Annotated in this window: 15 protein-coding genes and 1 pseudogene; 6 read left to right on the top strand and 10 right to left on the bottom strand. The window is 60.4% G+C overall.

Annotation, left to right across the window (positions count from 1 at the left end; all coding sequences use genetic code 11):
- Nucleotides 1–477: 477 nt before the first annotated feature.
- The 4 genes and pseudogenes from carA (at nt 478) to AB5Y76_RS06195 (ending at nt 7,829) form a co-directional block, all read left to right on the top strand.
- Complete coding sequence (carA, locus tag AB5Y76_RS06210; protein WP_005337628.1) at nt 478–1,614, top strand: glutamine-hydrolyzing carbamoyl-phosphate synthase small subunit; 1,137 nt, start codon at nt 478–480, stop codon at nt 1,612–1,614.
- A gap of 20 nt (nt 1,615–1,634) precedes the next feature.
- Nucleotides 1,635–4,859 (top strand): carbamoyl-phosphate synthase large subunit, encoded by a 3,225-nt coding sequence (gene carB, locus AB5Y76_RS06205; RefSeq protein ID WP_005337626.1) that lies wholly within the window; start codon nt 1,635–1,637, stop codon nt 4,857–4,859.
- A gap of 301 nt (nt 4,860–5,160) precedes the next feature.
- Nucleotides 5,161–6,312: a DUF1615 domain-containing protein gene (locus AB5Y76_RS06200; protein ID WP_088869315.1), complete on the top strand. Its 1,152-nt coding sequence runs from the start codon at nt 5,161–5,163 to the stop codon at nt 6,310–6,312.
- A 131-nt stretch (nt 6,313–6,443) separates the two neighbouring features.
- A pseudogene (locus AB5Y76_RS06195) lies at nt 6,444–7,829 on the top strand (IS4 family transposase).
- 47 nt (nt 7,830–7,876) lie between these two features.
- Here the strand turns inward: AB5Y76_RS06195 and AB5Y76_RS06190 are convergent.
- The 8 genes from AB5Y76_RS06190 to AB5Y76_RS06155 all read right to left on the bottom strand — a co-directional run bounded on the left by AB5Y76_RS06190 (nt 7,877) and on the right by AB5Y76_RS06155 (nt 15,231).
- Entirely contained in the window at nt 7,877–9,085 is a 1,209-nt protein-coding gene (locus AB5Y76_RS06190) for a sodium:proton antiporter (RefSeq protein WP_263717597.1), read from the bottom strand.
- A 32-nt stretch (nt 9,086–9,117) separates the two neighbouring features.
- Nucleotides 9,118–10,221: a protein O-GlcNAcase gene (locus AB5Y76_RS06185; protein ID WP_263717598.1), complete on the bottom strand. Its 1,104-nt coding sequence runs from the start codon at nt 10,219–10,221 to the stop codon at nt 9,118–9,120.
- A 43-nt stretch (nt 10,222–10,264) separates the two neighbouring features.
- The gene (locus AB5Y76_RS06180) at nt 10,265–11,992 is read right to left on the bottom strand and encodes a potassium/proton antiporter (RefSeq protein ID WP_005337934.1); all 1,728 of its coding nucleotides are present in this window, start codon (nt 11,990–11,992) and stop codon (nt 10,265–10,267) included.
- A 279-nt stretch (nt 11,993–12,271) separates the two neighbouring features.
- Nucleotides 12,272–12,418 carry a hypothetical protein gene (locus tag AB5Y76_RS06175; RefSeq protein WP_005337933.1) on the bottom strand — a complete coding sequence of 49 codons (147 nt, stop codon included), beginning with the start codon at nt 12,416–12,418 and terminating at the stop codon, nt 12,272–12,274.
- The gene (locus AB5Y76_RS06170; protein WP_263717600.1) at nt 12,415–13,104 is read right to left on the bottom strand and encodes a M15 family metallopeptidase; all 690 of its coding nucleotides are present in this window, start codon (nt 13,102–13,104) and stop codon (nt 12,415–12,417) included. The genes AB5Y76_RS06175 and AB5Y76_RS06170 overlap by 4 nt, the downstream gene beginning before the upstream one ends.
- A complete protein-coding gene (dapE, locus tag AB5Y76_RS06165; protein WP_263717601.1) occupies nt 13,101–14,228 on the bottom strand; it encodes a succinyl-diaminopimelate desuccinylase in 1,128 nt (375 codons plus the stop codon). The genes AB5Y76_RS06170 and dapE overlap by 4 nt, the downstream gene beginning before the upstream one ends.
- A gap of 19 nt (nt 14,229–14,247) precedes the next feature.
- Complete coding sequence (locus AB5Y76_RS06160) at nt 14,248–14,598, bottom strand: ArsC family reductase (RefSeq protein ID WP_263717602.1); 351 nt, start codon at nt 14,596–14,598, stop codon at nt 14,248–14,250.
- Nucleotides 14,599–14,916: 318 nt separating this feature from the next.
- On the bottom strand, nt 14,917–15,231 hold the full coding sequence (locus AB5Y76_RS06155) for a hypothetical protein (RefSeq protein ID WP_005337929.1): 315 nt from the start codon (nt 15,229–15,231) through the stop codon (nt 14,917–14,919).
- A 285-nt stretch (nt 15,232–15,516) separates the two neighbouring features.
- On the opposite strand from AB5Y76_RS06155, the gene dcuC reads away from it, so the two are divergent.
- Both dcuC and AB5Y76_RS06145 read left to right on the top strand, forming a co-directional pair.
- A complete protein-coding gene (dcuC, locus tag AB5Y76_RS06150; protein ID WP_005350454.1) occupies nt 15,517–16,893 on the top strand; it encodes a C4-dicarboxylate transporter DcuC in 1,377 nt (458 codons plus the stop codon).
- 134 nt (nt 16,894–17,027) lie between these two features.
- Nucleotides 17,028–18,167 carry a M20 family metallopeptidase gene (locus tag AB5Y76_RS06145; protein WP_236288615.1) on the top strand — a complete coding sequence of 380 codons (1,140 nt, stop codon included), beginning with the start codon at nt 17,028–17,030 and terminating at the stop codon, nt 18,165–18,167.
- Between the two features lie 137 nt (nt 18,168–18,304).
- Here AB5Y76_RS06145 and AB5Y76_RS06140 read toward each other — a convergent pair whose 3' ends face one another.
- On the bottom strand, nt 18,305–18,961 hold the full coding sequence (locus AB5Y76_RS06140) for an adenine nucleotide alpha hydrolase (RefSeq protein WP_263717603.1): 657 nt from the start codon (nt 18,959–18,961) through the stop codon (nt 18,305–18,307).
- A 173-nt stretch (nt 18,962–19,134) separates the two neighbouring features.
- A complete protein-coding gene (locus tag AB5Y76_RS06135) occupies nt 19,135–20,478 on the bottom strand; it encodes an anaerobic C4-dicarboxylate transporter (protein WP_005337916.1) in 1,344 nt (447 codons plus the stop codon).
- Nucleotides 20,479–20,670: the final 192 nt, after the last annotated feature.

Here is a 20,670-nt window from a genome sequence, read left to right as displayed (position 1 = left end):
GATTTGAGCATCTTTATGGCGGATAAAGCCATTTTTTTACACGGAATGGAAAAGACTAAAAATTCAAACACAGAAAAACGTTTTCCATTTTTCATGTTCAATCTTGTCATCGTAAAAGCGTTTAAATTGTCATTAATGTTTTTTGTGTAAAAATAAATGCCATTGTTTTAATTGGTTTTTTTGTTTGTTTTTGTCGTTATCGCTGGCTTGGTGGCATCTTTTGATGGTGATTTTTCCTTTTCTTTCGCGGGAGGGGGTTGCAAAGCGATTAAGTGCATAGATAATGGGTAATGTTGCTTTTTTATTGAATTTAGATGCATTTCATCTGAGAAAAGACGTTGAAATGCCACTTTTTTTAAGTAGAATGCGCCCAATTTGCCAGAAATCTGCCGGGTTCGAGTCCTGTCCAAGACCGGAACCGAGCCCGCAACACCCAGGTAAATTGCTGAATTTAAAGCTAAATAACTGGAGGTTGTCTTGAATCACACTGCATTGCTAGTGCTGGAAGATGGAACTGTGTTCAAAGGCGTGTCGATAGGCGCCGAGGGATGTTCCGTTGGTGAAGTGGTTTTCAATACGTCGATGACGGGCTATCAGGAAATCCTCACCGATCCCTCTTATTCCCGTCAGATAGTCACCCTCACTTACCCCCATATAGGCAACACCGGCACCAACAGCGAAGATGAAGAGTCCAGTCAGATCCATGCTCAGGGATTGATCATCCGGGACCTTCCGATACTTGCCTCCAATTTCCGCAATCAGCAATCCCTCTCCGAATACCTCAAGTCTCACAACATCGTTGGCATCGCCGACATCGACACCCGTAAACTGACCCGCATCCTGCGCGAGAAAGGCGCTCAGGCTGGCTGCATTCTGGCAGGCAAACAGGTCGATGAAGCCTATGCTCTCGAACAGGCCCGCGCCTTCCCCGGTCTGAAGGGGATGGATCTGGCCAAAGAGGTGACGGTTGGTGAAGCGTACAACTGGACCGAAGGGAGCTGGCAGCTTGGCAAGGGGCATGTCACCCCGGATGCCGACCAGCTGAAATACCACGTTGTGGCCTATGACTTTGGCGTCAAGCGCAACATCCTGCGGATGCTGGTTGACCGTGGCTGCCGCCTGACCGTGGTGCCTGCCAAGACCCCGGCCGCCGAGGTACTGGCAATGAACCCGGATGGCATCTTCCTCTCCAACGGCCCTGGCGACCCCGAGCCGTGCGACTACGCCATCGAGGCCATCAAGGCTTTCCTTAATACCAACACGCCGGTGTTCGGCATCTGTCTGGGTCACCAGCTGCTGGGTCTGGCCTCCGGTGCCAAGACCGTCAAGATGAAGTTTGGCCACCACGGCGCCAACCATCCGGTGAAGAGCCTCGATGACAACACCGTCATGATCACCGCTCAGAACCACGGCTTTGCGGTAGACGAGAACAGCCTGCCGGATTGCCTGCGCGCCACCCACGTCTCCCTGTTCGATGGTTCCCTGCAAGGTATCCATCGTACCGACCGTCCGGCCTTCAGCTTCCAGGGGCACCCCGAAGCGAGCCCGGGCCCGCACGACTGTGCCGGTCTTTTTGACCACTTTATTGAATTGATTAAGCAGTATCGCGCCTAAGAAATAGAGGAAAGAGTTTCATGCCAAAACGTAACGACCTTCAGAGCATCCTGATCCTCGGCGCCGGCCCCATCGTCATCGGCCAAGCCTGCGAATTTGACTACTCCGGCGCCCAGGCGTGCAAAGCCCTGCGCGAGGAGGGCTACCGCGTCATTCTGGTCAACTCCAACCCGGCCACCATCATGACCGACCCGGAGATGGCAGACGCCACCTACATTGAGCCCATCACCTGGGAAGTGGTGCGCGAAATCATCAAGAAAGAGCGCCCGGACGCCATCCTGCCCACCATGGGTGGCCAGACTGCGCTCAACTGCGCACTGGCACTGGAGAAGCATGGCGTGCTGGCCGAGTTCGGTGTCGAGATGATCGGTGCCACCGCCGACGCCATCGACAAGGCCGAAGACCGCTCCCGTTTTGACAAGGCGATGCGCAGCATTGGCCTCGAGTGCCCGCGTGCCGGCATCGCCCACAACATGGAAGAGGCGTGGGGCGTGCAGCAGATGGTCGGCTTCCCCTGCATCATCCGTCCCTCCTTTACCATGGGCGGCTCGGGTGGCGGCATCGCCTACAACACCGAAGAGTTCGTCGAGATCTGCGAGCGCGGTCTGGACTTGTCGCCGACCAAAGAGCTGCTCATCGACGAGTCGCTGATCGGCTGGAAAGAGTACGAGATGGAAGTGGTGCGGGATCGCAACGACAACTGCATCATCGTCTGCGCCATCGAAAACTTCGACCCCATGGGTATCCACACCGGTGACTCCATCACGGTCGCGCCAGCCCAGACGCTGACCGACAAGGAGTATCAGCTGATGCGCAACGCCTCCATGGCGGTGCTGCGCGAGATCGGCGTCGAGACCGGCGGCTCCAACGTCCAGTTCGGTATCAACCCGAAAGATGGCCGCATGGTCATCATCGAGATGAACCCGCGGGTGTCGCGCTCCTCTGCGCTGGCTTCCAAGGCGACCGGTTTCCCCATCGCCAAGATCGCTGCCAAGCTCGCCATCGGTTACACCCTCGACGAGCTGATGAACGACATCACCGGCGGCCGTACTCCGGCCTCCTTCGAGCCGGCCATCGACTACGTGGTCACCAAGGTGCCGCGCTTCAACTTTGAAAAATTCGCCGGTGCCAACGACCGTCTGACAACCCAGATGAAGTCGGTCGGCGAAGTGATGGCCATCGGCCGCAACTTCCAGGAGTCCCTGCACAAGGCGCTGCGCAGCCTCGAAACCGGCAAAACCGGCTTCGACCCCATGGTTGACCTCAATGCCCCGGACTCCCTGACCCGCATCCGTCACGAGCTGCAGGATGCAGGTAGCGACCGTATCTTCTATATCGCCGATGCGTTCCGCGCCGGTCTCTCCATGGACGGCATCTTCAAGCTGACCAAGATTGACCCCTGGTTCCTAGTACAGATTGAAGATCTGGTGAAGCTGGAAGAAGAGGTGAAAGAGCGCGGCATGGCCGGTCTCGATGCCGACTTCCTGCGTGCCCTCAAGCGCAAAGGCTTTGCCGATGCCCGTCTGGCCAAGATCCTCGGTGTGGCCGAAGGGGAAGTGCGCAAACTGCGCGCCCGCCACAACATTTTCCCGGTCTACAAGCGGGTCGATACCTGCGCCGCCGAGTTCGCCACCAACACCGCCTACATGTATTCGAGCTACGACGAGGAGTGCGAAGCGGCCCCGAGCAACCGCGACAAAATCATGATCATCGGCGGCGGCCCGAACCGTATCGGTCAGGGTATCGAGTTTGACTACTGCTGCGTGCATGCGGCGCTGGCCCTGCGCGAAGATGGTTACGAGACCATCATGGTCAACTGCAACCCGGAGACCGTCTCCACCGATTACGACACCTCGGATCGTCTCTACTTCGAGCCGGTGACCCTGGAAGATGTGCTGGAAATCGTGCGCATCGAAAAACCCAAGGGCGTGATTGTCCAGTACGGTGGCCAGACCCCGCTGAAACTGGCCCGTGCACTGGAAGCCAACGGCGTACCGATCATCGGTACCAGCCCGGATGCCATCGACCGCGCCGAAGACCGCGAGCGCTTCCAGTCTGCCGTCGAGCGCCTCGGCCTCAAGCAGCCGGAAAACGGCACCGTCACCGCGCTGGAGCAGGCCGTGCTGCTGGCCGAGCGTATCACCTACCCGCTGGTAGTTCGCCCCTCCTACGTGCTGGGTGGCCGCGCCATGGAAATCGTCTATGACGAGCAGGATCTGCGTCGCTACTTCGCCGAGGCGGTGAGCGTCTCCAACGAATCGCCGGTACTGCTGGACCGCTTCCTGGACGATGCGACCGAGCTGGACGTGGATGCCATCTGCGACGGCACCGATGTAGTCATCGGCGGCATCATGGAGCACATCGAGCAGGCCGGTATCCACTCCGGTGACTCAGGTTGCTCCCTGCCTCCCTATACCTTGTCCAAGAAGATTCAGGACGAGATCCGCGAGCAGGTGCGCAAGCTGGCGCTGGAGCTCGGCGTTATCGGCCTGATGAACGTGCAGTTCGCGGTCAAGGGCGATGACATCTACCTCATCGAGGTGAACCCGCGTGCCGCCCGTACCGTGCCGTTTGTCTCCAAGGCGACCGGTGCCCCGCTGGCCAAGATTGCCGCCCGTGTGATGGCCGGTCAGTCGCTGCAAGAACAGGGCTTCACCAAAGAGATCATCCCGCCCTACTACTCGGTGAAAGAGGTGGTGCTGCCGTTCGCCAAGTTCCCGGGGGTTGACCCGCTGCTGGGGCCAGAGATGCGCTCTACCGGTGAGGTTATGGGAGTGGGCAGCAGCTTTGCCGAGGCCTATGCCAAGGCGCAGTTGGGTGCCAACCACGCCGTACCGAAAGAGGGTCGTGCCCTCTTGTCAGTGCGTCACAGCGACAAGGCGCAGGTGGTCGATTTGGCCGCCAAGCTGCTGGAGCTGGGCTACGAGCTGGATGCCACCCACGGCACCGCCGTCGCACTGGGTGAGGCGAGCATCAACCCGCGCCTGGTCAACAAGGTGCACGAAGGTCGCCCGCACATTCTCGACCGCATCAAGAATGGCGAGTACACCTACATCGTCAACACCGCCGAAGGGCGGGTGGCGATCCAGGACTCCAAGCAGCTGCGTCGCGCCGCCTTGCAGAACAAGGTGGCGTATACCACCACCATGAATGAGGCGTTTGCCACCTGCATGGCCATCAGTGTGGATGCCACAGCTAACGTCAACTCGGTGCAGGAGTTGCACCAGAAGGTGAAAAACCGCTAAGCGTTTGCAGCGGGCATCAGCCCGACTTGCCAGACGACCAACCCCCGCCAGCGATGGCGGGGGTTTCTTTTTATCTGTCGCTCACCGTTCGGTTCGGGGCGGGTGAATCCTTGAAGAAGGTCATGAGTTCCGTATCGCAGACAACGGATGGCGCGTGGGGTGGTAAAAGCAGGCAAGGGGAGGGAATGCTGCGAGCGCGGGTTTCAACTGCAGCAGGCAATCCTCTACAATGGCCCCACTTTGCTTGTCAGTGCCGTGCCAGCGGCGCTGCCTGTAGGGCCAACAAAAAATGGACATGCTTATGACCGCTTTGCCTTCCTGTCGTCTTCTTGCCTTCTGCTCTGCCTTGTTGCTGGCCGGTTGTGCCAGTGATCCCGCCTCCGCGCCTGCCAAAGAGGCGAGCGTGAGCAACCCCAAAACGCCCCCTGCCATGCAGCCGCGCAAACCGGCGGATATGAAGAGCCGCATCGTGCGCTTCTTGCCCCGTCAGGTGCCTGACAAACAAGGGTGGGCCAACGACGTGGTGACGGCGCTCACCACCCAGGGGGTGACGGTGAATGATCACAATGTCTGTAGCGTGCTGGCGGTGGCGGAGCAGGAAGCCACCTATCAGGCCGACCCCGTGGTGCCGGGCCTTGGCAAGATCGCCTGGAAAGAGATCAACTCACGGGCAGCCAAGCTGCTGATCCCCGAATTTATGGTGCGGGCCGCGCTCTCCATCAACTCGCCCACCGGCAAGAGCTATGCCGAGCGCATCGACAAGTTGCGTACCGAGCGGGAGATGAGTGAAATCTTCGAAGACATGATCAGCATGCTGCCGATGGGCAAGACGCTGTTTGGCAACCTCAACCCGGTGCATACCGGTGGCCCGATGCAGGTGAGCATCGCCTTTGCCGAGGCCAACGCCCGTGGCTACCCCTATCCAATCAAGGACTCCATTCGCCACGAAGTCTTTACCCGTCGCGGCGGCATCTGGTTTGGCACCAAACATATCTTCGGTTATCCCGCCGACTACCCGGATACCCTCTACCGCTTTGCCGATTTCAACGCCGGCTGGTACGCCAGTCGCAATGCCGCTTTTCAGGCCGCCGTCAGCCGTTTGAGTGGCAAAAATCTGGCGCTGGACGGGGATCTGATCCGCTATGACTCGGATCTGCCGGGCAACACCGAGCTGGCCGTCTACACCCTCGCCAACCGGGTCAATATGAGCAAACAGGCGATCCACCAGAGCCTTCGCAAAGGGGATACCGCCGAATTTGCCGAGACCGATCTCTACCATCGCATCTTTACCCTGGCCGACAAGCAAGCGGGCAAGCGATTGCCCCGCGCCATCCTGCCCGGCATACAGCTAAAGAGCCCGAAAATTACCCGCAACCTCACCACCGCCTGGTTTGCCAAGCGGGTGGATGACAGGGAGCAGCGATGCGTGCGGCAGATGGCGACCATTCGCTAAGAAACACAACAAGGGCGGCCAATTGGCCTGTTCCTTATACAAAAATCCCCAAGCATCGCTTGGGGATTTTTTTGAACATCTCTCCCATTCTGTGATCTGAACCTTTCATCGCTCTCTTCCCTGGTTCTAACATGCCCTTCACTCAACCGGCGCACTGGACGCTGACACAGTTTGGCAACGCCAACCTCAACGACCCAAGACGCACCAGAAGGCTGGTGGCCCTCGCCACTGCCCTTGCTCACCAACCATGAGATTGTGTGTCACACCTTCCCCTCTCACCTGCTGATATGGAGGGCGCATACCGCTTCATTCGCAGCCCACATGTCAGTGCCGAGGCCATTGCCAACGCCGGCTTTGCCGTCACCGCCGCCCATGCCAGAGACCATTCCCTCTTGTTGGCGCTGGAAGACACCACGGCCCTTACCTTCAATCATGCCAGTGTCAGAGACGAGTAGGGCCACACCAACCAGGGCAGCAGTCGCGCCCTGCAGGCTCACTCCGTGCTGCTGTTCGCGCCGCACGAGCGCAAGGTGGTGGGCTTGGCCGCCCAGCAAATCTGGACCCGCGATGTCAGCAAACGAGGACAGCGTGCCCAATATGCGACCCGCCCGTATCAGGAGAAAGAGAGCTACAAGTGGGAGCAAACCGCCAAGACACTCGCCACCCGGCTTGGCAGCACCATGGCCAACGTCATCTCAGTCTGTGACCGGGAAGCGGATATCTATGAATACCTGCACTACAAGCAGAAACATACCCAGCGCTTCGTGGTGCGCTCGATGCAAAGCCGCTGTATCAACGAGCACGACAACAAGCTCTACGACTATGCCAGGCAGTGCCAATCCGCGGGCACCCGGGTGGTCAAGATACCCCAGCGGGGTGGCAGAAAAGCCAGAGAGGCCGTGCTCGACATCAAGTTTGCCAGGGTCACCCAGAAGGCTCCGGCCAACAAGCGTAGCGAGCCGGATATCCCGCTCTACTACGTGGGATGCATCGAGCAGAGCGATGCCGATGACCGGCTGGAGTGGCACCTGCTGACCAGTGAAGCGGTGACCTGCGCCGGGCAGGCCAGCGAGATTATCGGCTACTACGAGCGGCGCTGGCTCATCGAGGATTACCACAAGGTCTGGAAGAGTGCAGGCACGCGGGTCGAGGCGTTGAGGATGCAGAGCCGGGAGAACCTGACGCGCATGAGCGTCATCCTGGCCTTTATCGCGGTACGGTTGCTGCAGTTGCGATTTATCAAAGAGGAGCCTGCAGCGCAGGGAGAAAGCAGCCAAGGGCTGCTGGGTACGAAAAGCTGGAAGCTGCTGTGGTTGAAGATGGAGAAGAAGGCCCTACCGAATGAAGCCCCCGATATGGCGTGGGCGTACAAGAGCCTGGCGATACTGGGGGGCTGGAAGGACACCAAGCGCACGGGTCGAGCCTCGATAGCGGTGTTATGGGAGGGCTGGTTTAGGTTACAGACCCTCCTTGAAGGCTATGAACTGGCGCTGTCTCTTGAGCATCAACAGTTGTGATCAAGAGACAGCCGCAAGGTGGCATTTTTTATGGGGCGCAGGGTGGCTCAGCGAGGCTTGAAACGCTCGACCCAAGGGTTGGCGGTGAGGCCGTGCAGGATGACGCTCAATATGATGGTGCAGAGCACGGTGGCGATGATGGGGCGCTGGCCAATCAGGGAGGGCTCGTTTTGCAGCACCATCACCGCAAAGACGATGCTGGCAAGGCCCCGCGGCCCGAACCAGCCGATAAAGAGCTTGAGTTCGGGCTTGAGGCCGGTGCCGATGAGGCTCAGCCAGACTGGCACCATCCGCAGCAGGGTGAGGCTGGCAATGGCATAGAGCCAGTATTGCCAGTGCAGCAGCTCCGGCAGAATGGGCATCAGGGTCGCGCCAAATACCATCCAGATCACCACGGAGAGCAGGTCGCCGTACCCTTCGCAGCTATCCATATAGGCGTGCTTGTGCTCGCCAAGGCGCCGTCCCATCAGCAATCCACCGACGAAGGCGGCGATAAAGCCACTCCCCCCGAGAGTCTGTGCCAGCGCAAAGCAGAGCAGGGCCAGCCCCGGCATGGTGAGTTGGCGCCAGAGCGGCAGTTGCCAGCCGTTGAGATAGGAGATTTTCAGTAGCCGGATGGTGAGGCTGGTCAGTACAAAGGCGACCAGAAGGCCAATGCCGATCTCCTCCAGCATCAGGGTGATAGCAAGAGTGGCCGTGCCTGCGTGCTGCTCTGTGGGGGCGATAAGAGCCAGCAGCAGAAGCAGCACAGGCACGCAGATGCCGTCGTTGAGGCCGCTCTCCTGATTGAGCCCTTCACGCACAGGTGCAGGCACCGCGGGGTTGCTCACCACCGCCTTGCCGAGCGCCGCATCGGTGGGGGCAAGAATGGTGGAGAGGATGGCCATCTCCAGCAGTGGCAAGTCGGGGAAGATCCAGTGGCCAAACAGGGCGCCACAAAGCAGGGTGAGGGGCAGGCCAATCAGCAGCAGCCGGATGGGGAGCTGGCGGTTGGCCAGCAATACCTGCCAGTTGGTGTTGGCGGCATCGTTGAACAGCACGATAACCAGCGTCAGCTCGGCCAGTAGCTTGATGCCGGCGCTGTCGATGGAGAGGGAGAGCAGCTCCAGCCCACCGGGTCCCAGTAGCCAGCCGGTCAGCAGAAAGAGCAGGGGGCCGTTGACCAGTTTTGATTCAAAGCGCCCCGCGATCAGGCTGTAGATCAGCAAGAAGGCGGCGATCACTGCCAGATTCTGGTAAAGCAGGTGTGCATCCATACAACCTCCTTTCTGCCCCCCGCAGGGGTGGTTTAGTCGGTCAGGCAGTCGGGGTCGAACACATACTCCCCGTCCAGCCAGCGCACGATTTCGTCGACGCAGGATTGGTCACGAAACGGCAGATAGCGCGCCTTGAGAGCGGCAATCTGCTCGGGGGTGAGCTGTGCCAGCCCCAGATCCTGAAACAGCGGCAGGTCGGCCTCGATCATCGCCGAGATCTGCGGGCCGCAGGTGGCGTTGAGGGCGGCATGCAGCGCCTTGTCGGGGTCGTACTGCTTGCCGAGCCGGTAGCTCATTGGCAGGGTAATGAGGGGCAGGGCGGAGAGCGCTGCCTGCTTCATCGGGTTGACCGCGTGGCCAGAGACCAGCTCTGCCAGCTCGGCGGGGCGGTTCTCGAAGGCGCGCAGGTGCAGGTAGCTGCTCGCCTTGCTGCCATCGTTGACCGGGTAGTTGTCCCACAGGAAGGGCTTGCGGCCGAGCAGTTCGGTCACCTGCTTGAGGTGACTGGCTGGATATTCGCTGGAGCAGACCTTGGGGCCGGTCCAGAAGATCTCGAAACGGCGGTCGAGCTGCTCGCCAAGCTCCTCCAGATAGCGGGGAGGCATGGCGCCAAACACCTTCTCCAGCACCGGATCGGTCGAGTAATAGCTGGGGCAGAAGATGAGGCGGGTCGCCTTGCTGTGGGCCGCGATATCGTGGGCGATGGTGAGCTGGTGACGGGCCAGATCCGGGGTATCCCCCTTCATATCGTCAAACAGCACCGCCAGAATATCGGGTTGCAGCACTTCGTCGATGAGGCGCACTTTCTCAAGCAGTGCCGAGCGTTTGCGATCGTAGTCGTGATGCGCCCCCATGGGGCTCAAGCCCACCCCGAAGGCGAGTCCGTTGGCGCGGCACTGGCGCGCCAGCTCGGCGAGATCCGTCAACTGCTGCTCGGGCCAGGGGAGGGCCCAGTGCTTGCGCAGATAGCCATCCTCTTTCGGTGCATAGATATAGAAGCCGTAACCGTGGCGCGGCAGCCACTGGGCGTAGCGGGCGCGCGCCTGCCAGCTCCATCCCTTGCCAAAAAAGCCTTCAATGACCCCCAGATTGGCAGCGGGGGGCAGGGGGCCGGACAGCAAACTTTGATATGGCATAACACTCTCCCTTCTTGCTGGGGACTTGATACGGGACGGTCGGTCAGACCGGGTCCTCTTCCTGAAAGCGCACCCCGATCTTGCCCGGCACGCTCTCGTCCATTTCGGCCACGGTCCAGATCAGGCCCTGCCATTCGATGTTGTCACCGACCACCAGATTATCGCCCAACTGGCTTGCAATAAAATCGCCCAGTGTCTGATCCGCCACTTCGCTCACATCCAGCCCGTAGAGAGGGGCGAGATCCACCAGCCGCGCGGCTGCTTCCAGCAGGAAGTCACCGAAGAAGCGGGGGCCGAGATCCTGCTCCGGCGCCTGGCTAAAGAGCTGACCGAGGGCGGGGAGGTCACGTTCGTGACCGATCACGCAGAGGATGTCATCGGCCTGCAGACAGGTACTGCCCGAGGGGTGGAGCAGCTCGCGGCCTCGAAACAGGGCGCAGATCCGGGTGCCGGTGGGCATCTGCAGATCCCGCAGTGGCGAGCCGATGCACCACTTCTCCTCCCCCAGCTGGTAGACGAAGGTCTCCCACTGGCTGTCGAGATCGATCTCGAGTCCGGAGCGGTTGATGGGGGACGGTGGTGCCGGTACCTCCACCCGCGCCAGTTTTGAGGCCAGCGGCAGCGAGCTGCCCTGCAAAATCAGCGAGACCAGCACCACGAAGAAGGCGACGTTGAAGTAGAGCTGGGCATTAGGAAGTCCCGCCATCATGGGGAACACTGCCAGAATGATGGGCACGGCGCCGCGCAAGCCGACCCAGGAGATAAACCAGCGCTCGCGGGGGGCGAAGTTCTTGAACGGCAGCAGCCCGATCCAGACCGACACCGGGCGGGCAAACAGGATCATCCACATCGCCAGCGCCAGCGCGGGCAGGGCGATGGGCAGCAGCTTGTGGGGGGAGGCGAGCAGCCCCAGCACCAGAAACATGCCGATTTGGCTGAGCCAGGTCAGACCGTCCAGCACCGACAATGTGGTGCTGCGACTGCGCAGGGCGAGGTTACCGAGCAACAGACCGGTGAGATAGATGGCGAGGATGCCGCTGCCACCGACCGCCGTGGTGAGGGCGAAGATCAGCAGGCCACCGCTGACGGTGAGCAGCGGATAGAGCCCCGGCGCCAGACGGGCTGTGTTGATGAGGCGCCACAGCAGCCAGCCGCCGCCAAGGCCAATCCCGGCGCCAAGTCCAAACTGCTTGACCAGTTGCAGCAGCAGGAAGCCCCCATCCAGCCCTTGCTGGGCGGTGGCGAGCACCTCGATCAGGGTGACGGTAAGAAACACCGCCATGGGGTCGTTGCTGCCTGACTCTATCTCAAGCGTCGCGCTCACCCGCTCGTTGAGGCTGCGTCCGCCAAGCAGGGAGAAAACCGCCGCCGCATCGGTGGAGCCGACAATGGCGCCGATCAGCATCCCCTGCATCAGGTTGAGGTCAAACAACCAGGCAGCGGCGAGCCCCGTCAGGCCGGTGGTGATAGCCACCCCGACCGTCGCCAGCGACAAGGCAGGCCAGAGTGCCACCCGGAACGAGGAGACCCGGGTACGCATGCCGCCGTCGAGCAGGATGATGGCGAGCGCCAGGTTGCCCACCAGATAGGCGATGGAGTAGTCAGCGAAGTGGATGCCACCGGGGCCATCTTCACCGGCCAGCATGCCGACGGCGAGGAAGATAACCAGAATGGGAATACCGAGGCGGGAAGAGAGGGCGCTCAACAGTACGCTGGCTCCCACCAACAGGGCAGCGACAAAAAAGAAACTGTTGATGGTAGCGGCATCCAAGGGCGAACTCCTTCCTGGTAATGTGCAAAGTAGGCACATTATATGCAGTTAGGCCCCCCTTGTGTGGCTTATTTGTGCATCAATTTGCACTTTCTTACATTTTTCATCCCTTTTTTCAGCATGGCCGCGCCATATTCTGACAGTTACGGGGTTAACGAAAGCGGAGTCAAAGGAGCGTCAATTTCAGGATGCGCAGGGAGGATAAGGCGGGGAAAAGCGAAACGGCACAGCAGAGGGAGAGGGGAGCACAAGGGCGCTCCCCACGGGATGGGGCAGGATTCAGTCGTCCTCGTCATCCTTCACTTCGCGGATCTTGTCCTTGTAGTTGGGCAACTGCTTCTCCAGCCGTTTCATGTCTTTGATGGCATTGAGAAACAGCCCGAGCAGGAACAGCAGCGGCAACCCTATCCACAGCCAGAGATTCATGGGATTTTCCTTTCGTCAGGACAGGTGGTGACATAACGGGCCAAAATTTCATCAAGGTTGGCCAATATGGTCGACTTGCCTTCAATATCCGCCTGTTGCAGGCAAAGCGCCAGTGCCGCGGGATCGAGTCGCTGCTCGTCGGACTCCAGCGAGAAGCTGATATGCCAGGGCTCGTAGGCTACCCCGATCGCGGCCCCGACCGGCTTGGCATAAGGGAGGAAGAAGCCGAAGTCGCTCATATGGTCGCTGAGCCACTCGCCGAGATCCGCAAACCAGCCCCCGGCTTCATACTCCCACGGCTCCAGTGCCAGTTTGGTATCGGCGGGCAGGCAGTCTGGGTCGTAGATATCGAGATCGGTCCCCCAGTGGTGACGGCTGGTGCCGGGCAGGGCACTCCAGCGCAGGATGGCGTACAGCCGCTCCACCTCGCTTAGTTGCAGGGCATCGATGGGCTGACTGTTGGCATCGAGCAGAGGCCGTTCGCCGCGCCACTTGCCATTCCAGATGGCGAGCTGGCGCTCGAAGCTGCGCCAGCTGGAGGCCGCCTGCAGGTTGAATCCCTCATAGGCGGCCGCCACCTGCATGTCGTTGAAGGCCGCGGCGGTGGCTGCAGTCAGACGATGGGGGCCGCGCCCCACCAGAATAAGGTGGCTCTCGTCGAGCCCCAGCAGTTGTTCCTGCGTCATGCCAGCAATCTCTCGAGCACCCCTTGGTACATGTCGGCCAGCAGATCCAGATCGTCCGCCTTCACGCACTCGTTCACCTTGTGAATGGTGGCGTTGACGGGACCGAGCTCAATCACCTCGGCGCCGGTGGGGGCGATAAAGCGCCCGTCGGAGGTGCCGCCGGTGGTGAGCAGGGCCGGTCGCTGACCGTTCACCGCCTCGATGGCCGCCACAGCCGCATCGAGCAGCGCGCCGGTGTCGGTGAGGAACGGCTGGCCGGAGAGGGTCCAGCTCAGCTGATAATCGAGGCCATGTTGATCCAGCAACGCTTCGACCCGCTCGCGGATATCCATGTCGGTCAGTTCGGTGCTGAAGCGGAAGTTGAACTGCACCTGCAGCTCGCCCGGAATGACGTTGGAGGCGCCGGTGCCGGCCGAGATATTGGCGATCTGGAAGCTGGTGGGGGGGAAGTAGGCGTTGCCCTCATCCCACACAGTGGCGGCAAGCTCGGCCAGCGCTGGCGCGGCTTTGTGAATGGGGTTGTCTGCCAGATGGGGATAGGCCACATGGCCCTGCACCCCGCGCACCAGCAGATCGCCGGTGATGGAGCCGCGGCGGCCGTTCTTCACCACATCCCCCACCACGGCGGTGGAGGAGGGCTCGCCGACGATGCACCAGCGGACCTTCTCGTTGCGGGCCTCCAAGGTGTCGATCACCCGGGTGGTGCCATTGATAAAGGGCCCCTCTTCATCGGAGGTGATCAGAAAGGCGATGGACCCGGTGTGATCCGGATGCTCGGCCACGAAGCGCTCGACTGCTACCACCATGGAAGCCAGCGAGCCCTTCATGTCGGCGGCGCCGCGCCCGTAGAGCACGCCATCCTTGATGGTCGGCTCGAACGGCGGGGTGTGCCATTTGTCCAGCGGCCCGGCGGGCACCACGTCGGTGTGGCCGGCGAAGCAGAACAGCGGCCCCTCGCTGCCGCGGCGGGCCCAGAGGTTGGTGGTGTCCTCAAACACCATGGGCTCGATGACAAATCCGAGCTTGGCGAGGCGCTCCGCCATCAGGGTCTGACACCCTTCATCGAGGGGGGTAACGGAGGGGCGGCGGATCAGATCCTTGGCCAGTGCGATGACATCTGACATCAGTTGTCCTTAGTTGTCCTTAACGGGAAAAGAGGGATTGGTAGTGATCAGCCTTGAAACCCAGAGTCAGTTCGCCGTCACGGTCGAGCAGCGGGCGCTTGATCATGGCCGGGTGCTCCAGCAGCAGGGCGCGCGCCTTGGCGGTATCGAGCCCCTGTTTGGCCTCATCCGGCAGGGCGCGGAAGGTGGTACCGCGACTGTTGAGCAGGGCTTCCCAGCCGAGTTTTGCCAGCCAGCTGTCCAGATCGTCCGGGTTCAGGCCGTCGGCGCGGTGGTCGTGAAAGCGGTAGTCGATACCGGCCTTATCCAGCCACTTGCGGGCTTTCTTGATGGTGTCGCAGTTTTTGATGCCATAGAGGGTGATGGCCATGGGGAGTCCTTCTCTTGTGGGCGCTGGCCGTGGCCGTGCCCGAAAATCCGAATCAACAGAGTGCAAGGGCCCGATTCTGGCATTGTGGCAATCCCATGGCAACGCCGATGGTCCGGCTCGCGGGTTTTACCGGAACTGGTCACACCTGAACGGCGATTTTGAGATCAAGATCAGAAGCAGTGCGGCTGGCGTGCCCGATGGGGTTGGGTATTGCGGGAGAAGATCGACTATTGCAGGAGAAAAATAGAAGGGGGCAAAGGCCTGATAGCCAAAACGCGCCAGCGGGCGCGTTTTGGTCGGCATCATCGAGCACCTCAATCAGTGCAGGGTGGTCCACTCATGGTCAAAGACCCGGGCCCGTTCCCAGGGTGCATCAGGCAGGCTGGAAGAGAGGCCAGTGTATTTGCCCACGTCGTCCACCACGATGGCGGAGAGGATCGGCAGGTTGTTTTCGGTGCAGTACATGCGGATGCGTTGCAGCAGGGTGCGCAGTTCATCCTGGCACTGCTCCAGCCCGGCCTGCTTGGCCAGTTTGGAGTAACGAATGGTAGTGCGTTCCTTTGCAGACTCGACGAGGATGTCCCACAGCTTGTAGTCGCAGGTCGAAGCACCTGCGGTGGCTTGGCTTGTCATAACTCTCTCCGGCGCGAAATGGTCGCTATATGTCGAAGCGCATCTTCGCCAGTTCGGCGCCGTCATATGTTGATCCAACGCAAAAAAGAGGGGAGTCGCGTCACACAATTCCCGGATATGGGGTGATAAAGGTTTTCCGGCAGTTGAAATAACGAAAAATTGTTACATAGCCGACATATTATGCTAATGAATCACGGTGACGGCACCTTTATTGATAGGGATCAAAGGCAAACAGTGGTCAGATCACTAGATTTCGCTCTTCGATAAATTTATCAGGAGTGAATATTGGAACTTTTATTCGTCTTGCTCGTTCTGGTCGCCGTGGTCTACGGCATTATCAAGGATTACAACCCGCAGGCGGTGCTGGCGCTGGCGGGCATGGCCATTTTTGCAGTGGCCTACTGGCTGGGGCTGCATCCCATTCTCCCCGCTGACAAGAGCACCGGCTTCGCCCTGTTCGACCTGTTCGAAGTGTTCAAGGGGATCTTCTCCTACCGCGCGGCGGGACTTGGCCTCACCATCATGGCGGTGGCGGGTTTTGCCACCTACATGTCCCATATCGGGGCCTCCCAGGCGCTGGTGCGAGTGGCGGTCAAACCGGTGGCAGGCATCCAGTCCAGCTACCTGATGCTCTCCATCTGCTATCTGGTGGCGGTCTTTGTCTCCCTGTTCGTCACCTCCGCCACCGGCCTTGGCCTGCTGTTGATGGTCACCATGTATCCGGTGATGCGCAATCTCGGCATCAGCCCGGCCTCCGCCTGTGGCGTCATCGCCACCTCACAGGCGTTTGAAATTGGCCCGACCCAGACCAACGCCATCTTCTCCGCCGGTCAATCCGGCATGGATCCGACCAGCTATTTCGTCGACTACCAGATCTGGCTGGTGGCCCCCATGCTGCTGGTGACCATGGTGCTGCACTTCTTCTGGCAGCGTCACTGCGATCGCAAGGATGGCTGGGATCCTGCGCTCCATCGTGGCGATCACGCCGAGCTGGACGAACAGGGCACCGAGAGCGTGCAGGCGCCCACCTGGTATGCCCTGCTGCCAATCATCCCCTTCGTGCTGATGATGACCTTCTCCAAGCTGCTGGTGAGCGACATCAAGATGAGCGTGGAGGTGGCCATGCTGCTGTCTGTCTTTATCGGCATGCTGTGCGAGCTGCTGCGTAGTCGCTCGGTGCGTACCGCTTTTGCCGGGCTGTCGAGCTTCCTCGACGGTATGGGCAAGGTGTTTGGCCCCGTGGTGGCGCTCATCGTCTGTGCCGAGCTGTTTGCCGAATCCCTCAAGGCCATCGGCGCCATTGATACCCTGCTGCACTCTGCCAGCAATGCCGGTATCGGCAGCGGTCTGATGACCCTGGTGATGGTGGCGCTGATCATGGTGGCGGCGGTCATCATGGGCTCCGGCAACGCGGCGTTCCTCAGCTTCTCGACTCTGGCACCGGCGGTGGCGGCCAAGTTTGGCGTACCTGCGGTGACCATGCTGCTGCCGATGCAGCTCGCTTCCAGTATCGGCCGCACCGTCTCTCCCATCGCGGCTGTGCTGATCGCCTGTGCGGGGATTGCCAAGGTATCGCCCTTTACCGTGGTCAAACGCACCAGCGTGCCGATGGCGGGGGCGCTGGTGACGGCGCTGACCCTCAACTATCTGCTGTTTATGTAGTGATGTGGGTTATGTAGTGGTGTTTGGAATTTACCGGTCGGGCGGGTGGCATGGCTGCCCGCCTTTTTCTCACTGTGTCGCATTGTTGCAATAGACGATCGGCCATCAATGCTGATTGTTGCATGGAGAAGATAATGACAGTTGTAAAGAGCCCGTTTTCCCTTGATAGCTATCTGGCCGATCTGGCTCCGCTCATCAACCTCGATTGCGGTACTCGCACCCCGGCCGGGGTAGCGAAAGTGGCCGACATCATGACCGAGAAATATGAGGCCATCGGCTGGCAGGTGACTCGCCACCAGTTTGCTGCCGAGTGCGGCCCCTGTCTCGAGATCACCAATGCGCCGGGTGCCGATCACTACGACGTGATGCTGTGCGGCCACATGGATACCGTCTTCCCCGAGGGGACGGCGGCCAAGCGCCCGCTGAAAATCGAAGGCAATCAAGCCTTTGGCCCCGGTGTGTCGGACATGAAGAGCGGCCTGCTCTCTATCTGGTATGCCCTCAAAGAGATGGATCCGGCATTGCTTGCCAAGCTCAAGGTGCTGGTCTGCTACAACTGCGACGAAGAGATTGGCTCCCCTTGGTCGAAAGATTGGCTGGTGAAGAAGGCCAAACAGAGCGGCTGCGTGCTGGTGGCCGAGGCGGCTCGTCCCAACGGGGATCTCATCAGCGCCCGCAAGGGCAATGCCAAGTACCGCATCACCTTCCACGGCAAGGCCTCCCACGCCGGTTCGGCCCTGACCGAAGGTGTCTCTGCTATCACCGAACTCGCTCACTGGGTGCTGGCCATCAACGAGCAGGTCAACATGACCACGGGCACCACCATGAACGTCGGCGTGGTACAGGGCGGCACCGGTGTCAACGTGGTTCCGGACTTTGCCGAGGCGATCGTGGATTTGCGCTTCTGGAGTAACGAAGAGGCTGCTGCGGTACACGATCGGCTCACCTTTATGGCCAACAACCCCTTCCTCGCGGGCTGCCGGGTCGAGGTGGATCGCCAGACCTTCAAGCCAGCGATGCGCCCGAGCGGTGATACCGAGGCGCTGATGGCGCTGGTGGAGGCGGCAGCCAAAGAGGAGGGGATCCCCTTCAACTGGCTGGAGGCCGGTGGCGGCTCGGATGCCAACTTCACCGCCGCCGCAGGTGTGCCGTCCCTCGATGGTTTCGGCCCCATGGGGGGCGGCTTCCACTCGGAGGCGGAGTTCCTGCTGCTGGAGAGCATCGAGCCGCGCATCCGCCTGCTGCAGCGGGTGCTGGGCAAGCTGGCAAAATAAGCCGGTCTATCCCTTGTTCGGGTCGTCATGGCCCGCTCAAAACTGGTCCGCTCAAATCCAAACGGGAGGCTGTTGCCTCCCGTTTTTTTATCTCGATTTTTCGCGCGCTAAGTGAGTTGGCTGCTTGCTTGCGGCCGTTACCCCTGCGGTTCGGCCAGATAGGCCAGATGATCCTGCCGCGCCACCTGCCAGCCATTGAGGCGCAGCGGGGCGGCAAAGCCCGGGCCGTCGGTCACCATGGTGTGGTACTCCCCCTGCTCGCCGCAGGCATCGAAGTCCTCGCGCTCTGCCAGTTGCTGTAACTCGGCGAGGGTGGCGGCATCAAGGGTGCGCCCAGTCCACTCGGGGGCCAGTACCCGGGTATCGACGCAGGAGAGGTGGGCGACGATGCCGCGGGCCAGCATATCCGCCAGCAAGGCTTGGCGAGATTGCTGCCAGAGCGGGGTATGGACGGTGAGATCCAGCGGGTGGCAGCGTTCGCGGATCCAGTTAGGCGCACCGCCCACGCTGTCGATATCGCCGGTGACTACGCCATCGAGTTGCCACTCCTCCTTGAGCCGCGCCAGTGCCCGCTCATAACCGAGATCGAACGGCGCTTCTATGGTGACCAGCAGATGGGGCAGCCCGAGGGCTTCCGCCTGACGGCGCAACAGTGGCAAGGGGTGAGCGAGAAATCGGGGCTCTGGCGGCGCAAAGGTGGCCAGTGCCATCACCTGATGGCCCGCTTGGCGAGCATGACAGAGGGCCAGCATGGCATCTTTGCCACCGCTCCAGAGCAGGATTACGCGAGACATGGATGAGATTCCGGTGGTGAACGAGGGGGCATGCTACCCAGCGGCGTGGGCAGAGGTAAAGGTATTGTGTCCGGAAATGGCGGCGGGGAAAGGGTTGGGGTCACAGAGCGGGAAAAAAGCAGGCCCCCGAAGCGGGGGCCTGTATTGCAATAGCGTGGTAAACGCCGCTGCGATTAGAGCAGGATGCTGGTGAGGATAAAGCCCAGCGAGCAGGAGGTCACCACCCCGATCAGCCCCGGAATGATGAAGCTGTGGTTGATGATGAACTTGCCGATGCGGGTGGTGCCGGAGCGGTCGAAACCGATACAGGCCAGGTCGCTAGGGTAGGTCGGCAGCACGAAGTAGCCGTAGCTGGCTGGCAGGAAAGCGATCAGCAGCTTCGGCTCCACACCCAGCGCCAGACCCATGGGGGCGATGGCGGTGAGGGCGGCGGCCTGGCTGTTCACCAGCTTGGAGATGAGGAACAGCACCAGCGCGTAGGTCCAGGGCTGGGCCTGAACCACGTGGGCCAGGGTTTCTTTGAGCAGCGGCATGTGAGCCTGGAAGAAGGTCTCACTCATCCAGGCAACCCCGAATACGGAGAAGATGGCGACCATGCCTGCCTTGAAGACGGCGCCGTTGGCGATCTCGCCCGGCTTGACCTTGCAGCGCATCAGGATGATGGCTCCGGCGATCAGCATCATCATCTGGATCACCAGGTTCATGGAGAGCGGGCCGGTTTTGTCCTTGATGGTGAACACTGGACGCAGACCTTCGTTGGCGCCGAGCAATACCACGGCAGCGATGGCGGCGAAGAAGATCCAGGTAGACCAGTAGGCCTCTTTCGGGAACTTGGTGTTAAGCAGGGTCTCGCCACCACCGTAGATGAAGGCACGCTGCTCCGGGTCTTTGATCTTGGCCTGGAACTCTTCATCCTTGTCCAGATCCTTGCCGCGACGCAGGCTCCACAGGGCCGCCACGATGACACCGGTCAGGGAGGAGGGGATGGCGATCATCAGGATGTCGAGCAGGCCGTAAGCCTGACCGATACCGTGACCTGCCGCCAGAATGGAGACCATGGAGACCACGGCAACGGAGACCGGGGAGGCGCAGATGGCCATCTGGGAGGCAACGGAGGCTACGGCCATCGGGCGCTCGGGACGGATGTTCTTCTGCAGCGCGATGTCAGCGATGATGGGGAACATGGTGTAGACCACGTGGCCGGTACCGCACAGGAAGGTGAGGGTCCAGGTGGTGAGCGGCGCCAGGATAGTGATGTATTGCGGGTGACGGCGCAGCAGACGCTCGGCCACTTGCATCATCAGGTTGAGGCCACCGGCAGTCTGCAGGGTGGCGGCACAGCCGATCACCGCCAGAATGGTCAGCATTACCTGAACAGGTGGTTCGCCCGGCACCAGGCCGAAGACGAAGGTCAGCAGGAAGAGACCGATACCACTGATGAGACCGAGTCCCATGCCCCCAAAGCGGGTACCCAGCAGCAAGCAGCCGAGTACCACTAAAAATTCCATCAAGATCATTCCGTTACCTCGTGTGATTCAACCCATATTGCCGCGGGTAGCCTGAACCATGAATTGTCATTGTCTGTTTTATTTAGCCCAAAAGGGTTAGTTGCTATTCTGCTCCCCTGAAAAAGTGAAAAAATTGAGTTACTTCAATAACTCGATGAATTTTTGATTAAACCACTTAAAAACCACGTACTAACAAAAACA

This window comes from Aeromonas sp. R1-2, from assembly GCF_040908505.1.
Classification (GTDB): domain Bacteria; phylum Pseudomonadota; class Gammaproteobacteria; order Enterobacterales; family Aeromonadaceae; genus Aeromonas; species Aeromonas veronii.
The sequence above is the reverse complement of the archived record's forward strand: the minus strand, read 5'-3'. Positions and strand labels throughout refer to the sequence as shown.